Genomic DNA, 25,244 nt, shown 5'->3' with positions numbered 1-25,244 from the left:
GCAAAAGAAAAGTTTGAACGCGTAAAACCGCACGTAAACGTTGGTACAATCGGCCACGTTGACCACGGTAAAACTACACTAACTGCAGCAATCACTAATGTACTTGCAAAAGTATACGGCGGTGTTGCTAAAGATTTCGCATCAATCGATAACGCTCCAGAAGAGCGCGAGCGTGGTATCACAATCTCAACTTCTCACGTTGAGTACGATACACCAACTCGTCACTACGCACACGTAGATTGTCCTGGACACGCCGATTATGTTAAAAACATGATCACCGGTGCTGCTCAAATGGACGGCGCTATCTTAGTAGTAGCTGCGACTGACGGCCCTATGCCACAAACACGTGAGCACATCCTACTTTCTCGTCAGGTTGGCGTACCTTACATCGTTGTATTCATGAACAAATGTGACATGGTTGACGACGAAGAGCTACTTGAGCTAGTAGAAATGGAAGTTCGTGAACTTCTTTCTGAGTACGACTTCCCAGGTGATGACTTACCACTAATTCAAGGTTCTGCTCTTAAAGCACTTGAAGGCGAAAAGCAGTGGGAAGACAAGATCGTTGAGCTTGCAGAAGCACTAGATTCTTACATTCCAGAGCCAGAGCGTGACATCGATAAGCCATTCATCATGCCTATCGAAGACGTTTTCTCAATCCAAGGTCGTGGTACTGTTGTAACTGGCCGTGTTGAAGCTGGTATCATCAACGTGAACGACGAAGTTGAAATCGTTGGTATCAAAGAGACTACTAAGTCTACTTGTACTGGTGTTGAGATGTTCCGTAAGCTTCTTGACGAAGGTCGTGCTGGTGAGAACATTGGTGCACTTCTACGTGGTACTAAGCGTGAAGACGTTGAACGTGGTCAAGTACTAGCTAAGCCTGGTTCAATCAAGCCACACACTACATTCACTTCAGAAGTATACGTACTTTCTAAAGATGAAGGTGGTCGTCATACTCCATTCTTCAAAGGTTACCGTCCACAGTTCTACTTCCGTACAACTGACGTAACAGGTGACGTACAGTTACCAGAAGGCGTAGAAATGGTAATGCCTGGTGATAACGTTAAGATGACAGTAACTCTAATCGCGCCAATCGCGATGGACGAAGGTCTTCGTTTCGCTATCCGTGAAGGTGGCCGTACTGTAGGTGCTGGTGTTGTAGCAACTATCGTAGAGTAATAATTAGCCTAGCTAATTAATATTAAAAAACCCGAGCTTAGTCTCGGGTTTTTTAATGTCTGAGATTTACGTCATGTGAAGGTGGCGCTGTCACCTTTAGGCGTAGGTGCTTTGTAGCAACTATCGTAGAGTAATAATTAACGTTTAAGTTAATTGTTAAAAAAAGGTCACTTAGGTGGCCTTTTTTAATGCCTGTAATTTATGTCATGTGAAGGTGGCGCTGTTACCTTTAGGCGTAGGTGCTATGTAGCAACGTTCAATGAGTAATAATTAGCCTAGCTAATTAATACTAAAAAAACCCGAGCTTAGCCTCGGGTTTTTTAATGTCTGAGATTTACGTCATGTGAAGGTGGCGCTGTCACCTTTAGGCGTAGGTGCTTTGTAGTAACTATCGTAGAGTAATAATTAGCCTAGCTAATTAATACTAAAAAAACCCGAGCTTAGCTTCGGGTTTTTTAATGCCTGAGATTTAAGTCATGTGAAGGTGGCGCTCTTACCTTAGGGTAGGTGCTTTGTAGCAACGTTCAATGAGTAATAATTAGCCTAGCTAATTATTACTACAAAACCCGCGCTTAGCCTCGGTTTTCTTAATGCCTGAATAAAAGTGATTAGTTTTTAGCTATCAGCTTTTAGCTGCTTGGCGTTAATGTAAATAATGTTTGGGTCGGCTTTACAAATCCCAAGTGGAAGTGGTCACTGGTGTGTAAGGGGGCTTATTCAGTGAATAACTATCGACACTTACACGGTATTAGCCTAAGCTAAAAATGGCTTAAATTTACAACAGGAAATGGACAATGAATAATAAAAATAACTATCCACAAGGTGTATTTTGCTGGGCTGAACTGTGTACTCACAACTGGCAAGAAGGGAAGGCTTTTTATACTGCGTTGTTTGAGTGGGGAAGTGACGATCAACCCATTGGCGATGATGAGTATTACACTATGCTACAAAAGCAAGGTGACGATATTGCAGCCATGTATCAAATGCCTAAAGAGCAAGTGGCTGATTCCATACCTAGCTACTGGTTGACCTATATTGCAGTGGATGATGTTGATGCATGTGCAATGAAGGCGCAAGAGCTCGGCGCTAAAATTATAGCGGGCCCGCATAATGTGATGGATGCGGGACGTATGTTAATGCTAAAGGATCCTGCGGGTGCCACGGTGGCGTTATGGCAAGGTAAAGAGCATATAGGGTGTAAGCGTCCTTGCGAGCTCAACACGCCTTATTGGCATGAAATGGCAACGCGCGATAGTGAAACGAGTCGTCATTTTTATTGTGAACTACTGGGCTGGCAAAGCGAAATAAAGCCAATGGAGGGGATGGATTACACCTTGTTTTTAGTTGCGGGCAAGCCTGTAGCGGGCATGCTACAAATGACTGATGAATGGCCTCAAGACGTCCCTCCTCACTGGATGATTTACTTTGCTGTAGATAACTGCGATAGCTATGTAAAAAAAGTGGCGAGCCTTGGAGGGCAGGTGTGCGTACCTGTTACAGATATTCCTGATGTAGGGCGTTTTAGTGTTATTTGCGACCCTCAAGGCGCTGTTTTTTCTATCATTGAATCGGCAATGGATAATATTAAAACTTAACTATCAGCAACGTTTGCGGCTAAATTTTAAACTTTAGTGTGGTGATTTAGGCGCAGTAATTATGTTCTTTTTTGCTATAATGACGGGTAATTACACCGTCAGTTAGCAAGAGAGCATAATGGAATTTGAACAAGACAGTAAATTAACCTTACCGTTATTTATTTTAAATGAGTCGCTTAGTGAGCGAGATGTAGAAAAGCCTGATTTAGACATTTCCTTCGCTCTTAATGATGAGCTACTGACGCAGATATGCCAAAACCCAGCACCCGATAGCAGTATTGCTATTAGTTTAAAAGAGTATTCACTTGAGCTGCATAGTAGTGAATTTAATGGAGTATTAAATCACGAGCACGATGCACAAATAACGCTGACCCACGGCCCACTGCTAAGTGTGGTGTTAAATACCCAGGACAACCAGACTTTTGTCTCTCCGCAAATGGACATGATGCCAACCTTCGACCTCACTGATGAGGACGAAGAATGAAAAAAATACTGATCAGCACACTCGTCCTTATTATCCTCAGTGGGTGTGCTTATTTAGGTAATGCCCACTACAATGATTTATTTGGTAATGAACAAACACAGCAGCGAATTGTGCCGCACGATACCGGTGCTGGTGCTGAGTTTTTACAAAACGTAAAGCCAGTACTTGATACACGTTGTGTGGTGTGTCATGGCTGTTATGATGCGCCTTGCCAGTTAAAACTTTCTTCGCCTGAAGGGATAGATAGGGGGCTGAGCAAAGAGCTGGTTTATGATGGTACACGGTTGTTAGCAAGTACGCCAAACCGGTTATTATTTGATGCAACGAGTACAGAGCAATGGCGTAAAAAAGGGTTTACTCCGGTCCTTAATGAACGTAACCAAACCCCAGAAGCAAACCTTGCAGGTGGGGTATTGTTTAATTCATTAGTACTTAAACAAAGTGCACCTTTGCCAGAGAACGAAATTCTTGACGATGAGTTTGATTTTTCGCTTAGTCGCTCGCAAACATGCGCGACTATTGGCGAATTTGATCGTTTAGCAGCTGAGCAGCCTCACGGCGGCATGCCTTACGGTTTACCAGGGGTGTCTAGTAAAGAGTTTTATCATTTACAAAAGTGGCTCAAAGAGGGTGGAAAAATGGCGCATATTAAACCGCCCACCGAAACCGAGCTAACAAACGTTAAAAACTGGGAAGCTTTTTTAAATCAAGACAGCTTAAAATACCAATTAGCTGCACGTTATATTTACGAGCACTGGTTTTTAGCCCATATTTACTTTGATTCTGATAACCCTCAGAACTTTTTTAAACTCGTTCGCTCAAGTACGCCGCCAGGCGAAGAAATTAAGCTAATTAATACGCGCCGACCATATGATGATCCAAAAGTGAGTCGTGTTTACTATCGCTTATTACAAGATCGCTCAACCGTTTTATCAAAAACACATTTGCCATTAAGGCTTGATGACGCCAAGCTTGCACGTATTTATGAGCAATTTATTGCCCCTGAGTATACGGTAACTAAAATGCCTAGTTACGAGCCTAAATCAGCATCTAACCCTTTTAAAACGTTTGAAGTGATCCCTATTGATGCTAAGTATCAGTTTATGCTTGATGAAGCTGAGCTAATCATAATGGGCTTTATTAAGGGGCCTGTGTGTCGGGGGCAAATAGCACTTAATGTGATTAACGATCACTTTTGGGTGGCTTTTGCAGATCCGAAAAAAGTCGCGACGCCCGCTGTTGAAGATATGTTATTACAACATGAAGAGGCACTTGAGCTGCCTGCAGCAGAGGAAAGCAATGCATTGCCTATCTCCAACTGGGTTAAATATTCAGTGCGCGAGAAAAAGTACTTACAGGCTAAAGTTAAGCTTGCTAACGAAATGTTTAAAAATGGAGAGCATTTAACCACCGACCTATTATGGAAAGGTGAAGGCCATAACAAAAATGCTGCGCTTACCATATTTCGCCATTTTGATAGTGCTACTGTAGTAAAAGGGTTTATTGGGCAAGAGCCTAAAACTATGTGGGTTTTAGACTATGCGTTGTTTGAGCGTATTCATTACCTACTTGTTGCTGGCTTTGATGTCTATGGAAATATCGGCCACCAATTAGTGACCCGTTTGTACATGGACTTTTTACGTTTAGAAGGGGAGCAAAACTTTTTAGCGTTATTACCTGAAGCTAAGCGCCATCAAATTAAAAAGAGTTGGTATAGAAAGTCGCCACCAAGCTTATCTAAGTTTTTTAAAAACAACCGAGAGTTTAGCCAACCTAGCGGTATTGAATATAAAACGGATGATCCACAGCATGAGCTGTATGGTTTAGTTAAGCAAACTTTAGCGCCAGTACTGAGTGAGCACTACGACTACACAAAAGTACCCTCGCCATTAAATGCACTAAACAATATGCCCGCTAAAGCGATAAATTTATTACCGCAGTTATCGTATATTTTGGTTAAGCAAGACGATGCTTCACATAAAGCTTACACGCTTATTCACCACAACGCGCATTACAATATTTCCAGCTTATTAAATGAAGATGGTCAGCGCGCTTATGATGAAGATACCGCCACCCTAGTGCCAGGCTTTATTGGCGATTACCCTGCGGCTATTTGGTATTTAAATGATCAAAATGAAGTGGGTGAATTTGCACAGCTATTACCTATGATGCAAATTGAAGCTGATTATGCCGCTTTAAAAGTAAGATTTGGTATTCGCCGTTCACACCCCGAATTTTGGAAATACAGCGACATACTGCATAAGGTAGCTAAAGATTATCGCGGTGTAGAGTTTGGTATGTTCGATTATAACCGCTTAGAAAATCGATAATCGTAGCGCTCTCTAATGAGAGATTTGCGCCCAATGTAATACATTTAGCCCAGTAATTTACTGGGCTTTTTATTTATATAATTACTAAAGCTGATGTTGAGTTTTGTATATATAGGCTACACTTAAAATAAAAAGCGGCCTTGTATGTTTAAAATAATTGCCAATCTGAGACAGCGCTACCGATGGGCGTTAATCGCTATAGCATTATTAATAAGTGGCTCAGCCTTATTGCTGCAGTATGGTTTTTCTGTACAAAAGTACGACGCTAAAATAATTAATATGGCGGGTAAGCAGCGTATGCTCTCGCAAAAAATTGCTTGGCATAGTAATGCACTGCTTTCGTCTCGAATCGATGTGGCTACCCACACCTCTTCACTCGAGCAATCTCTCTCCCAATTCAAAACAGCTCATGCGGTATTGCTTACAAAGCAAGGCGACAGTTATCGCTACCTAACGCCAGAATTAGTAAAGTTATATTTCTCTGAACCAGCTAATCTCGATAACGAAGTGAATACGTTTATTACCCAGGCTAGTTGGTTGCTATACCAAAAAGGAGAAATAGACACACAGGTGCTCAGCGTAGCACATGTAGAAAACCTACTTGCCAAACTTGACCGTGCAGTGACCTTATTTGAACAGCATGCATTAAAAAAAGTTAACCGCGTGTCTAATTTAGAGCTGTTATGTTGGCTACTGGCCATGGTGTTACTGCTTATTGAGCTAAGGTTTGTGTTTATGCCGATGGAAAAAGAGGTAGAGCGCACTTTGGTCGCTCTTCAAAAACAAAAAGACTTTGTAGCGCAAATGAGCCAAAACAAAGAGCACTTTATTGCTAGAGCAAGCCACGAGTTTAGAACCCCGTTGCAAGGCTTAATTACATCGATAGATGAGCTCACCATCAATGCCGAGCAGCAAAATATTAAAACGCAAGCAAGCTACTGCGCTCTCAGACTTTTATCTATGTTAGATGAGCTACAAGATTTACAAGCACTCAGCACGGGTAAGTGGGCACCAATTCTTAAAAACGAAAACCTTCTAGAGTCAATAAACAAAGTGGTGTTAGCGTATGAATACGCAGCGCAGCAAAAGGGGCTTAAGTTAATTACTCATTTTGATGATTCCCTTAATTGTTTTTGCAAGTTAGATCATCAGCGCTTACAGCATGTATTAACCGAGCTAATTAGCAACGCTATTAAGTTTACGCAGAAGGGGAAAGTTGAAGTTGCAGCACACATGCAAAGCTCGCAGTTACATTTAACAGTCAGCGATAGTGGGTGTGGTTTTGCTAATGAAATAACCGAACTGGAGTTTGATTCATTTAAGCAAACTAACCACTTTCAAGGGTTAAGAACAGGATTAACACGGGCGCAGTATGTTGTTAAAGCCCTTCATGGCACGCTCGCATTTAAAAACAATGCAATGCACGGTGCACACGTTACGCTCAATTTACCAATTGAGATTACCAATAAACAAACAGAAAAAGGGGTCGAAAAAAAGCTATTTTGCCTTGTAGTTGAGGACAACGAATTAAATACCTTGTTACTCACACGTATTTTAAAAACGTTGGGCGTGGACTATGAATGCGTTGTAAATGGCCTAGAAGCCTGTGAAAAGGTATCTAAAACTGACTATGATGTGGTTTTTATGGACTTAAACATGCCGATAATGGATGGCTTTGAAGCAACTAAAAAAATACGCAAAGAGCTAAATAAAACCATGCCCATCATAGTGGTTACCGCAAATACCTCAGCCGAAGACATGGACTTAATTTATGAATATGGCGCGAGTGAGCATATTCATAAACCCATAAGTAAGCAGGCAGTGGCTGATGCATTGGTAAATGTTTGCATAGCTAATGAAATAAATTAATACGCAATTAAATACGCTTGCTAAAGTAATTTACTATACGTTAAGTTGTTTATTTAACTTATGGTGAAGGCAGTATTGTGCAAAGTATTGTATTTGAACAATTTAATGGTTATTTACAGGGGCAAGGTAAAAGCCGCTACACAATTAATGACTTAAGTTGGCAAGTGAATGCTGGCGAGCACTGGCTATTATTAGGGGCTAATGGTGCAGGTAAATCGGCATTGAGCGCCGCATTAACGGGAGAGGCTAAGCAGCAAAGTGGTACTTTTAAAAGTACATTTAATAACACGCAGCTTGTGTCATCTGATGTGCAAAAGCAGTTAATCAAGCATGAAATTGAACATGAACACCACAGCTTAGTAAAAGATTTTATTTTTCCTCAAAATGCTAGTTACAACCGTGAGCTACGCATAAAGCTAATAGATGCTTTTAATTACAGCGCCCTTTTAAAGAGGAATTTTAGGGATCTCTCTACCGGCGAAACCCGTAAACTCCTTCTTATAAATGCGTTGAGTAGTGATGCTGATTTAGTGGTGCTAGATGAGCCATATGACGGCTTAGATAAACATTCGTGTGAGGTGCTAAACACTTTATTAGTAACACTTAGCTCAACAATTAACTTTGTGTTTGTGTTAAATAGGCTTGATGAAATTCCGCCCTTTATTACTCACTACGGTTATGTAAATCAGGGGCAGTTGCAGCAAGTACTCAATAAGCCAACTGCAGAGCAGCGTGCTGATTTGCTCAAACTACTGCATTTAACTCATACCACTTTAGAAATACCTCAACCGGATGACCCCCAAGCCCGAGCAGAGTATACCGCCGATACATTGGTTAAGCTTACTAATGCTAAGGTGAGCTACGCTGGGGTTGATGTATTTAAAAACCTCACTTGGCAAATTAATAAACATCAACACTGGCAATTAAGTGGTAAAAATGGCTCAGGTAAAACCTGCTTATTAAATTTAATAACCGGCGATAACCCTCAATGCTATAGCAACGATATTGAAGTATTTGGATTTAACCGTGGTACGGGTGAAAGTATTTGGGATATAAAACAGCATATTGGCTTTATATCAAATGCGCTGCATATGGATTATCGAGTAAGTATTTCAGCGCTTAATACGGTTATTTCAGGGTTTTTTGACAGCATTGGCTTATATCAAAAGCCAACAGAGTCACAGGTAAATACAGCTAAGCAATGGTTAGCGCTGATTGGGTTAAGCGATAAACAAAATAGCCCATTTACGCAACTTTCGTATGGCGATCAGCGCATGCTATTAATTGTACGCGCCATGATAAAACACCCCACGTTACTTATTTTAGATGAGCCTTGCCTAGGGCTTGATGAAGCAAATAGGCAGCGGGTGTTAGTATTAATCGAGAAAGTGTGTGCCGCCAAAACAAGTACTGTGATTTACGTGAATCACCATGCGGCAGACAAAATTAAAGGAATAGAGAATTACTTAAAAATGGAAGATTTTAATTAAAGGCTGGGCTTATTATGCCCAACCTTTAGCATCACTTTATAGGCGAGTAATAGTAAAGCCTGCATCAGTTAACTGTTTAATTAAACCGTGTTGCTCTGGCAAGTGAAGTGCACCTACCGCAATAAAGAGTTTTTCGTTAGCCAAGCGAGGCACTAATTGCTCCACCCATTTATTATTACGATTAACTAGCATTACTTGCTCGCTTATTTCACCATAATTACTATCGTCAAAACTCATGTTGTAGTACTCGGTAAGGGTTTCCATATCACCATTTTTCCACGCGTTTACGAGCTTGATAAAGTAGGTGTTAATATCGGCAAGCTGCTCAAAGGTTTCTTCAATCATTTCGTTGCTTAATAGCGCCATACCATCAAACATTTGCAGTTGCTGCTCTAGCGTTTCTAACTCTCCAATCGTGATATTTTGCTTTTTAGCGTAAGCAAGTACTTGCTTGTCTATACCTGTTTGGTCGGAAAACCCTGCATTTTGAAATTCAATTTGCATCATGGTTACCATTACAGCCCAAGGCTTTAGGCCATTAAACATAGCTATATCAATCGATTTTTTAGCAAAGTACTCTTTAAGCTTATTGTAGTTTTGTTTTGATAGTTCTGTTTGTAATGTTTTGCCATCTTTAAGCATCATAAAGGGCATTGAACGCTGCTGCATTTGCAGTGGTGTGAGTTTACTAATATCTACTTCAACAATAACTTGCTCGCTTTGATCTATAGCTTTCGTTATTTTTTCTGGTAAACCTTTCATGCTAGCGTCACCCACATGAACCGTGCCAAACAAGTAAGAGCTAGTACCGTTTTTTTCTACTTTGAACAGTGCCGGCGCTGCGACACTATTAAAACTAGTTGCTATAAAAAGTGCCAGTATAAAAAACTGACTAATTCGAGTGAGGGCTTGCATGGTTTGTCCTTAAATTTAATTGAATTGCATAAATACTAGCTTAAATTAAAGCGCTTTAATAAACCTATTTGGTTATATTAAACACTTTTAAATGCGCTTTTGAGTTTAGTTGCACTAAGAGCCATATATAAGCGGACTGAATGTGATTAAGCAGAATGTAATAGCGCTAGTGGGTTAACCCTGCCCGATTAGTGAAGTTTTAAGTTATTTACCGTGCTGTGCTGCTATTTGTACTGCAATGTATCAAAAATTAATCAAGCCCTATATGGCTATTATGTGGTTAGTGAATTTACTTGATGCAAATTAAGGTATAAATTTTTCAATTGATCCTTTTATTCTGAATTTTAAATCCTTTTAAAGTCAATTTTCACACTTTTGTTGAATTAAGTTTGGTGTTGACTTACTCGCCTCAGCGCGGTACAAATACAAATACAGAGCGAAGAGTATTACTTCGTAACAAATGAACACATTTTGGTATTAATTACATGCTTACAAATGCACTTAACCTAGTCCTGATTATTATCGTGGTGATTATTCCCGCGAGGGCTTCGTAGTGCTATAAACTTAAGCATTAAAAAGCCCTCCGCACCTAACCGTTCGGAGGGCTTTTTAGTTTTAAGCACAAAGTTTTAAAGATTTTAGCTATAAGTTTTAAATAAGCTGGTAATTGGGTTGTCACTGAGGAATGAGGATTAATTAATGACAGGCGCAGAACTAACAATCGATTTATTAGCCAAGCACGGCGTAAATGAAGTATTTGGCTACCCTGGCGGAGCTATTATGCCCATTTACGATGCGCTGTATGGTGCGCCTGTAAAGCATTACCTTACTCGCCACGAACAAGGTGCTGGCTTTGCCGCTGTAGGCTATGCTCGCAGCACAGGCAAATTAGGTGTCTGTTTTGCTACTTCAGGCCCAGGTGCTACTAACTTAATAACCGCACTTGCCGATGCGATGATGGACTCAGTACCATTGTTAGCAATTACCGGCCAAGTACCCACTGCCGCTATTGGCTCAGATGCATTTCAAGAAGTCGATGTACTAGGTATGTCACTATCGTGTACAAAACACAGCTATATGGTAGAGCGTCCAGAAGACTTAGCCGAAGTACTGCAAGAAGCGATGCACTTAGCGCAAAGTGGTCGACCAGGCCCAGTGCTTGTAGATATTCCAAAAGATATTCAAATGGCGCAAGTGCCTTTTAAACCGTGGTTAGCCGCTGATGAATATTTACCCCAGCTTGATCTAAACCAAGTGGTCATTGCAAATCAGCTATTAAGTGAGGCAAAGCAGCCTGTCGCGTATGTAGGGGGTGGTGTGCAAGCCGCTGATGCGCAAAATGAGTTAATGCAGTTTTTAAATAAAACACAAATGCCAGCGGTATCAACATTAAAAGCGCTAGGCAGTGTATTACCTGATTACGAACATTACTTAGGAATGCTGGGCATGCACGGCACTCAAGCAGCTAATATAGCAGTACAAGAGTGCGATGTGCTTGTATGTATAGGCGCTCGCTTTGATGACCGCGTAACCGGTAACTTAGCTAAATTTGCTGCCAAAGCAAAAGTAATCCACTTAGACATTGATGCGGCCGAAGTAGGTAAACGCAAACCCGCTAAAGCGTCTTTAATTGCTGATTTAAAAACCTCATTACCCGCACTTGAGTGTGTTGTAACACCTAAAGCATGGTGCGATACAAATAAACTCATGAGCGAAAAGCATGCATGGCGTTACGACTACCCGGGGGAAAAAGTATTTGCCCCGTATTTATTGAACCAATTAAGCCAGCATATGCCAAAAACTGGCGTAGTGTGCTGCGATGTGGGCCAGCACCAAATGTGGGTGGCGCAACATATGAAATTTAACCACCCAAGCAATCATTTAAGTAGTGGTGGCGCAGGTACTATGGGCTTTGGCTTACCAGCTGCTATTGGCGCGCAAGTAGCACGCCCAGACGATTTTGTTATAACGGTGTCGGGTGATGGCTCAATCATGATGAATATTCAAGAGCTTGCCACTATTCGCCGTAATAATTTACCGGTAAAAATACTGATATTAGATAACCAACGCTTAGGTATGGTTCGTCAATGGCAGGAGCTGTTTTTTGAAGGTCGTTACTCGGAAACAAACCTGTCAGATAACCCTGATTTTGTTCAATTAGCCGCAGTATTTGGTATTCCTGGGCAAACGATCACCAAAGCCAACGAAGTTGACGATGCAATAACAGCATTAGTTAATAGCAAGGGCCCGTATATTTTACATGCCTGTATAGACGATAAAGAAAACGTATGGCCGCTTGTACCACCTGGGGCTGCAAATGACGAAATGATTACGGAGAAAGCACAATGAAACACAGCTTAACGATTGCACTTAAAAATCAAAGTATTGCGGTGGAGCGCTTTTTACGTGTTGTGCGTCACCGTGGTTTTGACCTTACGCATTTTCAGCTTAATACAGATGAAGCTCATTATACGATAGCAATGACGGTCGATAGCGATAAGCCTATTCATCTATTAACCAGCCAGCTAAACAAGTTGGTAGACGTGAAAGAAATCAGCTTAGAAAATTTACAGCAACAAGCAGTGTAACTGCCAACGAAACACATTTACGCGTTACTGAGTATAACCTTCAGTAACTCAACAATTTTTAGAATGAGGAATGCCCGCTTACGCAGCGGCAAAACAGAGGTAACTATGGCTAAATTAAGAAGTGCAACAACAACTGAAGGACGTAAACGCGCAGGCGCACGTGCATTATGGCGCGCAACAGGCATGACCGACACCGACTTTGGTAAACCTATTATTGCTGTAGTTAACTCGTTTACGCAATTTGTGCCAGGGCACGTACACCTTAATCAGCTTAGTGAGCTAATGGCTGAAACCATCACCCAAGCGGGCGGTGTGCCAAAAGAATTCAATACCATTGCTATTGATGACGGCATTGCAATGGGCCACGGCGGCATGCTTTATTCTCTGCCTTCACGCGACTTAATTGCCGACTCGGTTGAGTACATGGTAAACGGCCACTGCGCCGATGCAATGATCTGTATTTCTAACTGTGACAAAATCACCCCAGGGATGATGCTTGCAGCGCTACGTTTAAATATACCTGTTATTTTTGTATCGGGCGGCCCAATGGAAGCGGGTAAAACCAAACTGGCTAACATCGATATTAAACTCGACTTAGTTGATGCCATGGTAAAAGGCGCTGATGAAACAGTCAGTGATGCCGATTCAGAGCAAGTAGAGCGCTCTGCATGTCCTACTTGTGGCTCGTGTTCAGGTATGTTTACTGCCAACTCAATGAACTGTTTATTAGAAGCTATTGGTCTTGCGCTACCGGGCAACGGTACAACGCTTGCAACCCACAAAGATCGTAAGCAGCTTTATGTAGAAGCAGGCGCCCGCATTGTTGATTTATGCCGCGAGTACTATCAAAAAGATAATCACGACGTACTACCACGCGCAATTGCAAACAAAACAGCCTTTATGAACTCTATGGTGGTTGATATTGCCATGGGTGGTTCATCTAATACCGTATTGCACTTATTAGCAGCGGCACAAGAAGCCGGTGTAGATTTTGATATGTCGCACATTGACGAGCTATCTCGTAAAACGCCGTTTTTATGTAAAGTGGCGCCTGCTACAGCGCAATACCATATTGAAGATGTACACCGCGCTGGTGGCATGATGGCAATAGTACGTGAGCTTGGCAAAGCTGGTTTAGTTGATTTATCAGTAAACCATGTTGCAGGTATGACAATGGGTGAGCTTGTTAAAAAATGGGATGCTACGGATCCAAACAACGAAGCTGCACAAAAGTTTTATCGTGCAGGTCCTGCTGGTATTCGCACGACCAAAGCGATGAGCCAAGAGTGTCGTTGGGATGAAGGTGATAACGACCGTGAAAACGGCTGTATTCGCAGTGTTGAATACGCCTTTAGGCAAGATGGCGGCTTAGCTGTACTTTCAGGAAATTTAGCAGTTGATGGTTGTATTGTTAAAAGTGCAGGTGTTGTTGACGAAATGCTTCATTTTGAAGGCACCGCTGTGGTTTATGAGTCACAAGATGAGTCAGTAGAAGGCATTTTAAACGATGAAGTTAAAGCCGGTGATGTCGTGGTTATTCGCTACGAAGGTCCTAAAGGCGGCCCTGGCATGCAAGAAATGCTTTACCCAACGAGCTACTTAAAATCAAAAGGCCTTGCTGAAAAATGTGCCTTGATCACCGATGGCCGTTTCTCGGGCGGCACCTCTGGTTTATCAATCGGCCACGTATCGCCAGAGGCGGCAAGTGGCGGCGCTATTGCATATGTTGAAAATGGCGACAAAATTATCATTGATATTGCTTCACGTGAGATTACCCTTGCATTAAGTGATGAAGAGCTGGAAGCGCGAAAACAAAAGCAATTAGCACGTGGCAAACAAGCGTATAAGCCGCTTGATCGTGACCGCTATGTATCATCGGCATTAAAAGCGTATGCATTACTTGCAACCAGTGCCGATAAAGGCGCAGTACGTGATTTAGCCAAACTGGAGGAGCTTAGCTAATTATGGTTTCTCAAGAGCTCGATTATTTTCGCGCTATTATTCAAGCCAATATGGAACCGCTCGCTAAAGTGACTGAGGTGAGCGAAATGCGCGACCTCAGTGATAAATTAGGCAACCATGTTTGGTTAAAGCGTGAAGATCAACAGCCTGTGTATTCGTTTAAGCTACGCGGTGCTTATAATAAATTAAACAAGTTACCTAAAGGGTCCGTGGTTATTACGGCTTCGGCGGGTAACCATGCGCAAGGTGTGGCGCTTAGTGCTTCACACCTTGGCCATAAAGCCACTATTGTTATGCCTGTTACTACGCCTGAAATAAAAGTTAGTGCGGTACGTGCACTGGGCGGTGAAGTGGTTTTACATGGCCATCATTTTGATGCAGCAAAAGCACACGCTCTTGAATTAACAGAGCAACGTAATGGTGTATTTGTACCGCCTTTTGATGACCCTGACGTAATTGTGGGGCAAGGCACAGTGGCTCGCGAGCTTATGCAGCAACTCAATGAGCTTGATGCGGTATTTATCCCTGTTGGCGGTGGTGGTTTACTTGCTGGCATGGCGGTTTATATCAAATCATTACGTCCCGATATAAAAGTGATTGGCGTAGAAGCCGACGAAAGCGCGTGTTTACAAGCTGCGCTTAAAGCGGGTGAGCCAGTAGAGCTTGACCGTGTTGGCAGTTTTGCCGATGGCGTAGCGGTTAAAATTATTGGCAGTGAAACATTTCGCCTAGCGCAAAAATTTTGCGATGAAGTTGTAACTGTCGGTGGCGATGAAATTTGTGCAGCCATGCAAGATATTTTTGTCTCTACTCGCGCAATTTCGGAGCCCTCAGGTGCGCTTGCCACCGCAGGGCTTAAAAAATGGAGCCAACAATCTGGATTAAAAGGGCTGCATTTAGCAGCGGTGCTTTCGGGAGCTAACTTAAACTTTGACCGCTTACGTTATGTTGCAGAGCGCACCGCGCTTGGTGAAAAAAACGAAGCGTTACTTGCGGTAACCATTAAAGAAGAAAAAGGCAGCTTTAAGCAGTTTTGCACCTCTTTAGGTGGCCGTGCTATTACTGAGTTTAACTACCGTTATGCAGGCCCCGGTGAAGCGCAAATATTTGTGGGTATAGCCTTGCGCCAAGGTGAGCAAGAACTCAGCGAGCTAAAACAGGACCTAACTAACAACGACTACCCATTTTGCGATTTATCAGATAATGAGCTCGCAAAATTACATGTACGTTATATGGTAGGGGGCAAAGCACCTGAGCAGTTGCACGAAAGGTTATTACGGTTTGAATTTCCAGAATACCCAGGCGCTCTAGCACGCTTTTTAGATACCCTAGGTAGCAATTGGAATATTACTTTGTTCCATTACCGTAATCATGGTGGCTCAATCGGAAATGTACTGGCGGGCTTTGCTATTGAGCCTAGCCAATTTGAGATGTTTAACGAGCACTTAAAGCGCTTAGGTTACAGTGTGCAAGACGAAACACATAACCCGTGTTTTACGCAGTTTTTAACCTCTCAGCCACAAAGCTCAAACGTTGATAACATAGCCTCAGCTTAAGGCTTCATAAGCAAGTATGCGCCTTTGCATGCTTGCTTTATTGTGTGTTTTAAATATAGTTACACCTAATGACTACTATTTGGAACACTCAGTTGCTTATTAAAGGATTAATACTTGCAAGCTTGCCTTTTTGCAGCCAGCTAATGGCTCAAGAATCAGTCACTTTACAACTTAAATGGACCCACCAATTTCAGTTTGCCGGCTATTACATGGCTCAGCAAAAAGGCTACTACAAAGACGCCGGACTTAATGTAACTATACGCGAAGCCAACCCTAAAATGCCTGACACTTTTACTCCTGTAGCAACGGGAGAAGCTCAGTTTGGGGTGGCGCATTCGGGTATTTTACAACAAAGAGTAAACGGCCAACCGCTTGTTGCAATGGCGGCTATTTTGCAGTTTTCCCCGTACTGTTGGATGGTAAAAGACAGCTCTGATATTTTTCACCCTCGCGATTTTACCGCTAAACGTATTACCGAAGTAAGTAAAAAAGACAGTACCGAGTTGTTAGTCATGCTAAAACGCAGCGGCATTGACACAACTACTTTAGACGTTTTTGAAGGCGATGAGCCTGCACTGCAAGCGTGGCAAGAAAACAAACTTGATGCAATGCAAGTGTATATTACAACTCAACCTTACTTAATGACTCAGCAAGGGGTATCGCACCGCCTTATATGCCCACAGCGTTATGGTATGGATGTATACGGTGATGTGTTATTTACCAGTGAATCAATGCTTAAAAAGCACCCGCAAACGGTCGAAAAGTTTTATCAAGCGAGTTTAAAAGGTTGGCGTTATGCCTTAATGAATATGGATGAAGCCATAGCTATTACTCAGCAAGTGTATGCGCCAAATAAAAGTTTTCATCAGCTAGCCTACGAGGCCGAAGTATTGAAAGACTACATATTGCCGCCGACGACTCAATTAGGGAATATGTCGATGGCCAAATGGCGCTTAATTGCAGATTATTATGGTATTAAGCAAACCCAATTTGACGAGCACAAAGCGAGGTTCGTTTATAAATACCAAGAGCCGGAGCAATTACAACTGTCGTGGATGCTAATAGCCGCCTTTATTGTGAGTATTATTTCGATCCCCCTTTATTTGCGTTTAATACTTGGAAAAAAATAACCGCTTAATGCTGCTCTGCGCTACTGGTATAATTAAACGTCTTTTTACTATTTTAAGTTGTTATGAACCTAGCTGAGCAGTTTGCAGCACTCGATGCAGTGCTAATGAATACCCGCGAATATTGGCAATGTACAGCATTTGATTTTGATGAATTACCCTGGCCTGAGCTACAAGCGGCGTTAAATAACTTATCAGATGAAGATGTCGCAAGGCTTGATAACGATCAACAACAGCTTTATCAATTTTTTAGCCCATTTATTGCCGGGGTAGAGCAGCTACCTGAGCTGTGCAATTTACCAAAAAGCCAGCAGCAACGTAGTGAATACCCGTTTTGGATAAGTAACGGTATTAAAGGGCGTAAGTTTGAGCAACTGCAAGACTTTGTTTCAGCACTGCCTTTTACAACGCAACCTGTTTTAGAGTGGTGCGCGGGCAAAGGCCACTTAGGGCGTATGCTTGCTTATAACGGGGCGCAAAGTGTGCGAAGTGTTGAGCTACAAGCACACCTATGTGAGCAAGGAGAGCACAGTGCACGTAAGCAAGGTTTAGCGATGCAATTTAGCCAAGCAAATGTACTTGAAGATGATATAAGCCACTTTTTTAATACCGACACACATGCGGTGGCACTGCATGCATGTGGCGCACTGCACCAAACATTTATGCAACACGCCAGCGCCGCTAGGGTAAAACGTATTAGTTTTTCGCCGTGCTGTTATCACTTATTTACTGATAATAAGTACCATGCAATGAGTGAGCTTGCCCTTACCAGTAAGCTGAATTTAACACACCGCGATTTAAAGTTGGCGCTGCAAGAGACAGTTACAGCCCCTTCACGTGTAGCTAAAATACGAAAAACTGAGGTGGAATGGCGCTTAGGGTTTGACGCACTTCGAAAGTCAATTACTAATGAGCAGTTTTACGTAAGCGTGCCATCGGTTAATAAGGCGGTATTTTCTGGCTCGTTTGCACAGTTTTGCGCTTGGGCGGGTGATAAAAAGTCTCTAATTATTCCTCAAGATACTGATTACGATAAGTTTTTACTAATAGGTAAGGCGCGTAAAAAAGTAACAGAGCGAATCGAACTGGTTCGACATGTGTTTAGAAGAGCAATAGAAGTTTGGCTTGTGCTCGATCGTGCTTTATATTTGCAACAGCAAGGTTATCATGTTTCAGTTAGCACCTTTTGCGAGAAACAGTTAACTCCTCGCAATATTTTAATTCTTGCAAACACCAACTAAAAAGGCGCTCATTATTTGTCTTTTTTGGGGTGTAATTCCTATCCCAATCTAAATAAGAGATGCAATGAGAAAGCTAAAAAATTTATTCGAAAACAACAAACGTTGGGCTGCACGTACAACCAAAGCCAATCCTGAGTTTTTTAAAATATTATCAATGCAACAAAACCCAGAGTATTTGTGGATTGGCTGCTCCGACTCGCGTGTTCCTGCAAACCAAATTGTTGATTTATTACCAGGTGAACTATTTGTACACCGCAATGTGGCTAATGTAGTGGTGCATACTGACCATAACTGTTTATCGGTAATGCAGTACGCGGTAGAGGTGCTTAAAGTAAAGCATATTATGGTGGTGGGACACTACGGCTGTGGCGGTGTACAAGCGGTATTAAATAACGCCAAGTTTGGTTTTATCGATAACTGGTTACGCCATGTTGGCGATGTAAAAGAAAAACACTTAGCGCAGCTTAATGCAATGGGTGAGCAACAGCGTTTAAGTCGCTTAATTGAGCTAAACGTTATTGAACAAGTACGAAACGTGTGTAGAACAAACATAGTGCAAGATGCATGGGATAAAGGGCAAGACCTCACGATTCATGGTTGGGTATATGGATTAGAGAACGGCCACTTACACGACTTATCATCGGTTGTAACCTGCGCTGATGAAGAAGCCGAGGTGTATAAAAAAGCCGTTGCACATGTACTCGCTAAAGCCGGTTGCGAGTAATTTAAGTAATGACTAAAACGGCCATAATCATAGGGGCAACAGGGGTTGTGGGGAGTGAGCTATTAACGCTTTTACTGCAAAGCCCTGCGTTTTGTAAAGTGGTTGCTATTACTCGCCGTAAGCTAGACATTAAACATACTAAGCTCACTAATCATGTTATTGATTTTGATTGTTTAACTAACTATTGCAGTTTATTTAAAGGGGATGTGCTTTTTTCGTGTTTAGGCACTACCAAAAAGCAGGCTGGCTCAATCGCGGCGCAGCGTAAAGTTGATTTTGATTATCAGTTTATTGCGGCGCAAATGGCAGCAAACAATGCAGTGAGTCATTATTGCTTGGTGTCATCAAGTGGCGCTAATGCACACAGCATCAGCCCTTACTTAAAAATGAAAGGCGAGCTTGAGCAACATATAAAAACGCTGGGCTTTGCAAAAGTAAGTATATTTCAGCCGTCTTTATTAGGGCCTGTTGACCTTTCAGGGTTATAACTTGTTCAATCTAGGGGCCATTTAATCGCGGCGCGAGGTTTGTAACCTAGTGGGCTAAGTAAAAACCGAGTAACAAAGAGTAAATGGCCCCTAGGCAGAACCCGAAGGGCAGCACCTGTTTGGCATTTATACGTCGTTATCGCCTATTTATGGGGAGCAACCACACTACATAGGCTCTGCCTTGCCTAAATACCAAACAGACTGCTGCAAATTTAACCTCGAAAGGTAAACAGGCCCTAGTCGGTGAGCGAAGCGATACACGTTTAGCTGAGCAAATAGGTGCATTTGTGTTACCTGTTATTACCCAACTTCCTTTTTTAAACCGTTATAAACCTATTACGGGCAAGCAAGTGGCGCAAAAAATATGTGCTGTGAGTTTGGCGCAGCAACAACCACTGCAATACTATGTGTTAGATGCATTGTTTAGTACATAGTGGATAAATGTTTAAGTTAAAAGCAAAAAAGCAGCCTTGGCTGCTTTTTTTTGGCTGAGTATACATACGTAAATACGTGCTACTCGGCGTTATTTTTAGCATTTAGTTGTTGTTCTAGTAACACAACTTTTGCTTCAAGCTCTGTGAGTTTTTCACGAGTACGAATAAGTACTTGGCTTTGCACATCAAATTCTTCGCGGCTAACAAAGTCCATTTCAGCCAGCTTATTTTGTAAAACTTGTTTGGTTTTACCTTCGAGTGTATCTGCTAGGTTTTTTACACCTTGCGGCATGTTGTTGGTGATTTGCTTAGCAATTTCTTCAAGTTTTGCTGGATTGATCATAATCGTCCCTTGCTGTTGCCCTAAAATGATAATGACTAATATTACCTTATACCTAAGGCATTTAATACATGATCACCATAATGGAATTAATTAATCTAATGGCTATGCCTGTATCTGTGGTTACGGTAAAATTAGCTGCCTTTTAAAACTCCATGGTCGTTATGAAACTCAATCCAAAACAAGATGAAGCAGTAAAATATATTAGTGGTCCGTGTTTAGTACTCGCGGGTGCAGGCTCAGGTAAAACGCGTGTAATCACTAACAAAATTGCTTATTTGGTGCAAAAGTGCGAGTACAAAGCACGTAATATTGCGGCGGTAACGTTTACGAATAAAGCGGCCAAAGAGATGCGCGAGCGTGTATTACAAACACTTAATAAGCAAGAGGCAAAAGGGTTGTGGGTATCAACCTTTCATACATTAGGCTTGGAAATAATAAAAAAAGAGCTCAAAACACTTGGCTTTAAAGAAGGTTTTTCACTGTTTGATGACCAAGATACTAACCAGCTGTTAGGTGAGCTAACCGAAGACGAGCTTAAAAAAGATAAAGACCTACTAAACCTACTTAAGATGCAAATAGGCAGCTGGAAAAATGAATTAATTTTGCCTGAGCAAGCCATACGCGAAGCACGTGATGCGCAAAAAGCGTTATTTGCGCAGCTTTACGCCCGTTATCAAAATCAGTTGCGAGCATATAACGCACTGGATTTTGACGATTTAATCATGATCCCCACTTTATTACTTAGTAATAATGCCACCTCACGAGAGCGTTGGCAGCAACGATTTAGGTATTTGCTGGTGGACGAATACCAAGATACCAATACCAGCCAGTACCAGCTTGTTAAGTTATTAGTAGGCGAGCGAGCGCGTTTTACTGTGGTAGGGGATGACGACCAATCTATTTATTCATGGCGCGGAGCCCGCCCCCAAAACTTGGTACTGTTAAGTAAAGATTACCCCGGACTTAGGCTCATAAAGCTTGAGCAAAACTACCGCAGTGCCCAGCGCATTCTTAAAGCTGCAAATATTTTAATTGCTAATAACCCGCACGATATCGAAAAAAAGCTATTTAGTGAACTTGGTTACGGTGAGCCGATTAAGGTGATTGGCTGTAGGGATGAAGAGCATGAGTGCGAGCGAGTTGTTGCTGAAATAATTTCTCATAAATTTATGAAGCGCACCAGCTATAAAGATTACGCTATTTTGTATCGCGGTAATCACCAGGCACGCGGTTTTGAAAAATCATTAATGAGTAACCGCATTCCTTATAAAATTAGTGGCGGAATGTCGTTTTTTTCGCGCTCAGAAATTAAAGATATTATGGCGTATTTACGCTTATTGGTTAACCAAGACGACGATAACGCATTTTTACGCATAGTTAATACACCGCGCCGTGAAATAGGCACCGTTACACTTGAAAAGCTAGGCACGCTTGCAAACGAAAAACACCAAAGCTTATTTGCCACTTGTTTTGATAACGACTTAGGCTACCGACTCAAAGGCCGTGGTTTAAATGCGCTTTCGGGGTTTGCACGTTGGGTTGTTGAGCTTTCAGATAATGCAGTGCGTAGCGATACACTCGAAGCGGTAAAAGACTTAGTGCGTAATATTAATTACGAAGCGTATTTATATGAGTCATCGCCAAGTGCCAAAGCAGCTGAAATGCGTATGAAAAACGTCTCTGAGTTGTATCGTTGGATCACCGATATGCTCACCGGCGATGCCGATAACGAACCAATGACCTTACCAGAAGTAGTCAGCAAACTAACACTTCGCGATATGTTAGAGCGTAATGAGGAAGAAGATGAATCCGATGCGGTACAGTTACTTACTTTGCATGCATCTAAAGGCTTAGAATACCCGTACGTATTTATGGTCGGTATGGAAGAGGGGTTATTGCCACACCAAGTAAGTATTGACGAAGAAAACGTAGATGAAGAGCGCCGTTTAGCATACGTAGGGATCACCCGGGCCCAGCAAGAGCTGACACTAACGTATGCAAAAATACGTCGTCAGTTTGGCGAAACTTCACAAACAGAGCTAAGTCGCTTTGTGCAAGAGTTACCGCAAGATGACCTAGCGTTTGAAAACAAAAAAGCCCCCAGCTCGCAAGCTGAGCGCATGGAAAAAGGCCAAGCACGGGTCGCTAACTTAAGGGCTATGCTGAAAAAACCTAGTTAATAGACTGCGCAGCGTTGTTATTAGCCTCTATTGGCTGCGATAAGCCTTGCTGCTTAGCAACAAATAAGTTTAGTCCGTATTTATCAAGCAAGGCTCTAAAGTTGAGTATAGAAGGGCCTTTGGCAATGACTTTTATGCCTTTTAGCTGAGTGATTGCCAGTACACCTTGTAATTGCAAGTTAAAGCTTTCTTGTTGCAGTACGCGTTTACTAAAGGTTGAGCTAAGGAGTACATAATCGAAGGTAATGTCGGTCAGTGCATTTAGCTCACAGCGGTCTTTTGCAAAGTTATTTAAGCCAATGCTGTAGCCAAGCTGCGAGAGCTTTTTAAGGTTTTCTAGTTGAGTTGCACAGGCGTAACGTATTTCTTGGTCGTCAAAGAGTAAACACAGTTGGCTTTGCCCTTGCAGCTTACTTAATACCTCAGTAAATAAATTGAATTCAAGCGCTTCTAAAAGTAGCCCTGAGCAAGGCATCAATACCATGGCCACATTGGCCGCTAAGGCATGGGCGTAAGCGTGTTGCAATAGCTCTAACTCAACTTGGAGGTGCTGCTCTTTATCGGTTGCAAACTTTTTCAGCACTTCAAAACAGGTATAACCTAATACAGGGTGCTCACCAAATGCTTCAAACAGTGACTCTGATTGCTGTTGCTCATCAAGGTTTATAATATCAGCACTTCTAAAGCTCATCGGAAGTGAATCAAGATGGTGCTGTGCTGGAGATTCTGCACTTGTTAGTGTCTGCATTAATAGTGGATGGAACAACTCATAGCGGTCGCGGCCGGCATTTTTAGCGTAATACATAGCGGCATCGGCATCGCGAATAATTTCATCGGTATGCTGATAACTCGAATTTGAGTAAGTTATACCAATACTTGCACCACTTTGAACGCAGGTACCTTTACTGCAAAATGGCTTTTTCATTATATTAATAATGCGATCAGCCACATCTTCTGCTTGTTGTAACTCTGTTAAGTGGGTAAGCAAAATGACAAATTCATCACCACCAAGGCGGGCGAGCAAGTCGTGTTCACGAATACAATGGGAAAATAAATCAGCCACACTTATTAAAAATTGATCGCCAGCATGGTGCCCTAGTTGATCGTTTATATCTTTAAATTTATCTAAATCAATAAATAAAACAGCAAAGTGGTGCTCTGGAAAGCGATGGTAATGCTGCAATGTTTTTTCTAGCTGGGTTAAAAACAGGCTGCGATTAGGGAGGCCTGTTAATGAGTCATGATGTGCATCATGATAAAGCTGTTGTTCTACTTTTTTACGCTCATCAATTTGCATTTGTAAATGTAAGTTGGCCTGCTGCAACGCTTTTGTTTTTTCATTAACGCGATACTCTAACTCTTGGTGGCTAGATTTAAGTGCTTGCGTGGCTAACTTTGTTTGCAGAACTGTCGCAATTTGATGCGAAACAAATGTAATAAGTTCGCAGTCATCTTTACTAAAAATATGTTTATTATTGTACGCTTGGCATGCAATCAGGCCGATAACGCCTTGCGATGTTTTAAGTGGTGCGCCTAGCCAGCTGGTGGCCATTTGTTCTTCTGGTATTGGGTTATTTCGTTGTACGTCACCACTTTCTAACAGCTCTTTAGCTCTACTTGGGTGAATAAGTTGGGTTTGCTCGCTGCTAATAACTAGCTCACTATAACCTTTTGCAAACTTTCTAGGCTCGGTGTTGTCTTTAAATTCATCTACACAATATGGGAAGCTGATCCAGCCTGTTTCTTTGTTATAAAGTGCAATGTATAAGTTTTCTGCGTATGTAATGGTTTTTATTATTTGATGAATTTTTACATAGGCATCATCTAAGTTTTGCGCTTGCGTTGCCAACTCCGATATTTTAAACAGAATTTGTTGGCGTTGTAGTGCGCGTTTTCGTTGTTCAATTTCTAGGTTTAATGCCTCATTACTTTGTGTCAGTGCGCGGGTACGAATTTTTACTTCGGATTCGAGCAACTCTCTTTTTTTAACCCGCTCTATTGCTGTCGCTAAATATAAAGACATTACTTCGAGTAAGTGCACTTGCTGGCTGCTGTAGTCTTGCTGTTTGTCGTAACTTTGCGCAGCAAGCACACCAATAATATTTTGCTCTTGGTAGATAGGCACGCCTACCCAATGTTCTGCAGGTGAGCCAAGCGCTTTAAATAAGCCATTTTGAGCAGCGCTTTGCATTTCTTGCTTGGTAAAGCACGTGGTTCTGCCAAGTCTATAAACATAGCCTGTAGCGCCTTCTTCAAAACTATTATCTTGATTAAGGGCAACTGATATACCATCTTTTTCATCGCAAAAATAAGAAAGCTCAAGAGCATGAGTATATTGATTAGCAAGTACTACATAAAAGCTTTTACTAGGTAGGTATGCTTGTAAAATGTCATGGATTGCGGGATAAAGTAAGGTTAATTCGGCAACAGAGCTCGCTTGCTCTGATAATTGAATCAAGGCATTTTGTAAGTGGTGAGATTGCTTATACTTTTCTAATAGCGTTCTGAGACGTTTATTCTGATGCGCTAATTTACTAAGGTTAGCGGCCTTATCTTCCGATGACATGAATCATATTATTTTATTATTGTATGTTTATTAAACGTATAATTTCACTTTTAGTTGCGATCGTCAAGTAACTAATGCCCTAAAACTGCCACTAAAACATTATTTTAGCAACAAAAAAAGGCCTATTATAAAAATAGACCTTTTTTAAATAATCACCCTAATTATCAGAG

At 41.8% G+C, this 25,244-nt stretch carries 18 protein-coding genes and 1 pseudogene; 16 read left to right on the top strand and 3 right to left on the bottom strand.

The features are described 5' to 3' along the window. The 6 genes from tuf to CWC16_RS06565 all read left to right on the top strand — a co-directional run. Positions 1-1,182, top strand: a 1,182-nt coding sequence (tuf, locus tag CWC16_RS06590; RefSeq protein ID WP_138540957.1) for an elongation factor Tu, incomplete at its 5' end; no start/stop codon positions are given. Between the two features lie 794 nt (positions 1,183-1,976). After that, positions 1,977-2,777: a VOC family protein gene (locus CWC16_RS06585; RefSeq protein WP_138540956.1), complete on the top strand. Its 801-nt coding sequence runs from the start codon at positions 1,977-1,979 to the stop codon at positions 2,775-2,777. Between the two features lie 118 nt (positions 2,778-2,895). Next, positions 2,896-3,261 (top strand): hypothetical protein, encoded by a 366-nt coding sequence (locus tag CWC16_RS06580; RefSeq protein ID WP_138540955.1) that lies wholly within the window; start codon positions 2,896-2,898, stop codon positions 3,259-3,261. Next, entirely contained in the window at positions 3,258-5,591 is a 2,334-nt protein-coding gene (locus CWC16_RS06575; RefSeq protein WP_138540954.1) for a fatty acid cis/trans isomerase, read from the top strand. The genes CWC16_RS06580 and CWC16_RS06575 overlap by 4 nt, the downstream gene beginning before the upstream one ends. A gap of 144 nt (positions 5,592-5,735) precedes the next feature. Further along, positions 5,736-7,460, top strand: a complete 1,725-nt coding sequence (locus CWC16_RS06570; RefSeq protein ID WP_138540953.1) for a response regulator — start codon at positions 5,736-5,738, stop codon at positions 7,458-7,460. A gap of 77 nt (positions 7,461-7,537) precedes the next feature. Then, on the top strand, positions 7,538-8,950 hold the full coding sequence (locus CWC16_RS06565) for an ATP-binding cassette domain-containing protein (RefSeq protein ID WP_138540952.1): 1,413 nt from the start codon (positions 7,538-7,540) through the stop codon (positions 8,948-8,950). Positions 8,951-8,986: 36 nt separating this feature from the next. Here CWC16_RS06565 and CWC16_RS06560 read toward each other — a convergent pair whose 3' ends face one another. Further along, entirely contained in the window at positions 8,987-9,865 is an 879-nt protein-coding gene (locus CWC16_RS06560) for a TraB/GumN family protein (RefSeq protein WP_138540951.1), read from the bottom strand. Positions 9,866-10,564: 699 nt separating this feature from the next. On the opposite strand from CWC16_RS06560, the gene ilvG reads away from it, so the two are divergent. The 9 genes and pseudogenes from ilvG (at position 10,565) to CWC16_RS06515 (ending at position 19,985) form a co-directional block, all read left to right on the top strand. Next, positions 10,565-12,214: an acetolactate synthase 2 catalytic subunit gene (gene ilvG / locus CWC16_RS06555; RefSeq protein WP_138540950.1), complete on the top strand. Its 1,650-nt coding sequence runs from the start codon at positions 10,565-10,567 to the stop codon at positions 12,212-12,214. Further along, positions 12,211-12,453 carry an acetolactate synthase 2 small subunit gene (gene ilvM / locus CWC16_RS06550; RefSeq protein ID WP_138540949.1) on the top strand — a complete coding sequence of 81 codons (243 nt, stop codon included), beginning with the start codon at positions 12,211-12,213 and terminating at the stop codon, positions 12,451-12,453. Before ilvG ends, ilvM begins: the two co-directional genes overlap by 4 nt. Positions 12,454-12,558: 105 nt before the next feature. Then, complete coding sequence (gene ilvD, locus CWC16_RS06545; protein WP_138540948.1) at positions 12,559-14,415, top strand: dihydroxy-acid dehydratase; 1,857 nt, start codon at positions 12,559-12,561, stop codon at positions 14,413-14,415. Positions 14,416-14,417: 2 nt separating this feature from the next. After that, positions 14,418-15,971, top strand: coding sequence for a threonine ammonia-lyase, biosynthetic (gene ilvA, locus CWC16_RS06540; protein ID WP_138540947.1), 1,554 nt, complete (start codon positions 14,418-14,420; stop codon positions 15,969-15,971). 143 nt (positions 15,972-16,114) lie between these two features. Then, entirely contained in the window at positions 16,115-17,101 is a 987-nt protein-coding gene (locus CWC16_RS06535) for an ABC transporter substrate-binding protein (protein WP_138540958.1), read from the top strand. A 62-nt stretch (positions 17,102-17,163) separates the two neighbouring features. Further along, positions 17,164-18,339, top strand: coding sequence for a methyltransferase (locus CWC16_RS06530; RefSeq protein ID WP_138540946.1), 1,176 nt, complete (start codon positions 17,164-17,166; stop codon positions 18,337-18,339). A 64-nt stretch (positions 18,340-18,403) separates the two neighbouring features. Continuing rightward, entirely contained in the window at positions 18,404-19,063 is a 660-nt protein-coding gene (gene can, locus CWC16_RS06525) for a carbonate dehydratase (RefSeq protein WP_138540945.1), read from the top strand. Positions 19,064-19,071: 8 nt separating this feature from the next. After that, positions 19,072-19,524: pseudogene (locus tag CWC16_RS06520) on the top strand (NAD-dependent epimerase/dehydratase family protein); the annotation flags it as partial. Positions 19,525-19,838: 314 nt separating this feature from the next. Beyond that, the gene (locus tag CWC16_RS06515; protein WP_212747441.1) at positions 19,839-19,985 is read left to right on the top strand and encodes a hypothetical protein; all 147 of its coding nucleotides are present in this window, start codon (positions 19,839-19,841) and stop codon (positions 19,983-19,985) included. Positions 19,986-20,064: 79 nt separating this feature from the next. Here CWC16_RS06515 and ubiK read toward each other — a convergent pair whose 3' ends face one another. After that, entirely contained in the window at positions 20,065-20,328 is a 264-nt protein-coding gene (gene ubiK / locus CWC16_RS06510) for a ubiquinone biosynthesis accessory factor UbiK (RefSeq protein WP_004589302.1), read from the bottom strand. Between the two features lie 161 nt (positions 20,329-20,489). Between ubiK and rep the strand changes: the two genes are divergently transcribed. Beyond that, positions 20,490-22,508 carry a DNA helicase Rep gene (gene rep, locus CWC16_RS06505; protein ID WP_138540944.1) on the top strand — a complete coding sequence of 673 codons (2,019 nt, stop codon included), beginning with the start codon at positions 20,490-20,492 and terminating at the stop codon, positions 22,506-22,508. Here rep and CWC16_RS06500 read toward each other — a convergent pair. After that, entirely contained in the window at positions 22,501-25,074 is a 2,574-nt protein-coding gene (locus CWC16_RS06500) for a sensor domain-containing diguanylate cyclase (protein ID WP_138540943.1), read from the bottom strand. The two genes, rep and CWC16_RS06500, sit on opposite strands and share 8 nt — an antisense overlap. Positions 25,075-25,244: the final 170 nt, after the last annotated feature.

Source organism: Pseudoalteromonas sp. S3776 (assembly GCF_005886915.1).
Taxonomy (GTDB): Bacteria; Pseudomonadota; Gammaproteobacteria; order Enterobacterales; family Alteromonadaceae; genus Pseudoalteromonas.
The sequence above is the reverse complement of the archived record's forward strand: the minus strand, read 5'-3'. Positions and strand labels throughout refer to the sequence as shown.

Bases quoted from the DNA above. Each gene is read 5' to 3' on its own strand.
- CWC16_RS06585 (WP_138540956.1), top strand. From the start codon at position 1,977: ATGAATAATAAAAATAACTATCCACAAGGTGTATTTTGCTGGGCTGAA.
- CWC16_RS06580 (WP_138540955.1), top strand. From the start codon at position 2,896: ATGGAATTTGAACAAGACAGTAAATTAACCTTACCGTTATTTATTTTA.
- CWC16_RS06575 (WP_138540954.1), top strand. From the start codon at position 3,258: ATGAAAAAAATACTGATCAGCACACTCGTCCTTATTATCCTCAGTGGG.
- CWC16_RS06570 (WP_138540953.1), top strand. From the start codon at position 5,736: ATGTTTAAAATAATTGCCAATCTGAGACAGCGCTACCGATGGGCGTTA.
- CWC16_RS06560 (WP_138540951.1), bottom strand. From the start codon at position 9,865: ATGCAAGCCCTCACTCGAATTAGTCAGTTTTTTATACTGGCACTTTTT.
- ilvG (WP_138540950.1), top strand. From the start codon at position 10,565: ATGACAGGCGCAGAACTAACAATCGATTTATTAGCCAAGCACGGCGTA.
- ilvM (WP_138540949.1), top strand. From the start codon at position 12,211: ATGAAACACAGCTTAACGATTGCACTTAAAAATCAAAGTATTGCGGTG.
- ilvD (WP_138540948.1), top strand. From the start codon at position 12,559: ATGGCTAAATTAAGAAGTGCAACAACAACTGAAGGACGTAAACGCGCA.
- ilvA (WP_138540947.1), top strand. From the start codon at position 14,418: ATGGTTTCTCAAGAGCTCGATTATTTTCGCGCTATTATTCAAGCCAAT.
- CWC16_RS06535 (WP_138540958.1), top strand. From the start codon at position 16,115: ATGGCTCAAGAATCAGTCACTTTACAACTTAAATGGACCCACCAATTT.
- CWC16_RS06530 (WP_138540946.1), top strand. From the start codon at position 17,164: ATGAACCTAGCTGAGCAGTTTGCAGCACTCGATGCAGTGCTAATGAAT.
- can (WP_138540945.1), top strand. From the start codon at position 18,404: ATGAGAAAGCTAAAAAATTTATTCGAAAACAACAAACGTTGGGCTGCA.
- ubiK (WP_004589302.1), bottom strand. From the start codon at position 20,328: ATGATCAATCCAGCAAAACTTGAAGAAATTGCTAAGCAAATCACCAAC.
- rep (WP_138540944.1), top strand. From the start codon at position 20,490: ATGAAACTCAATCCAAAACAAGATGAAGCAGTAAAATATATTAGTGGT.
- CWC16_RS06500 (WP_138540943.1), bottom strand. From the start codon at position 25,074: ATGTCATCGGAAGATAAGGCCGCTAACCTTAGTAAATTAGCGCATCAG.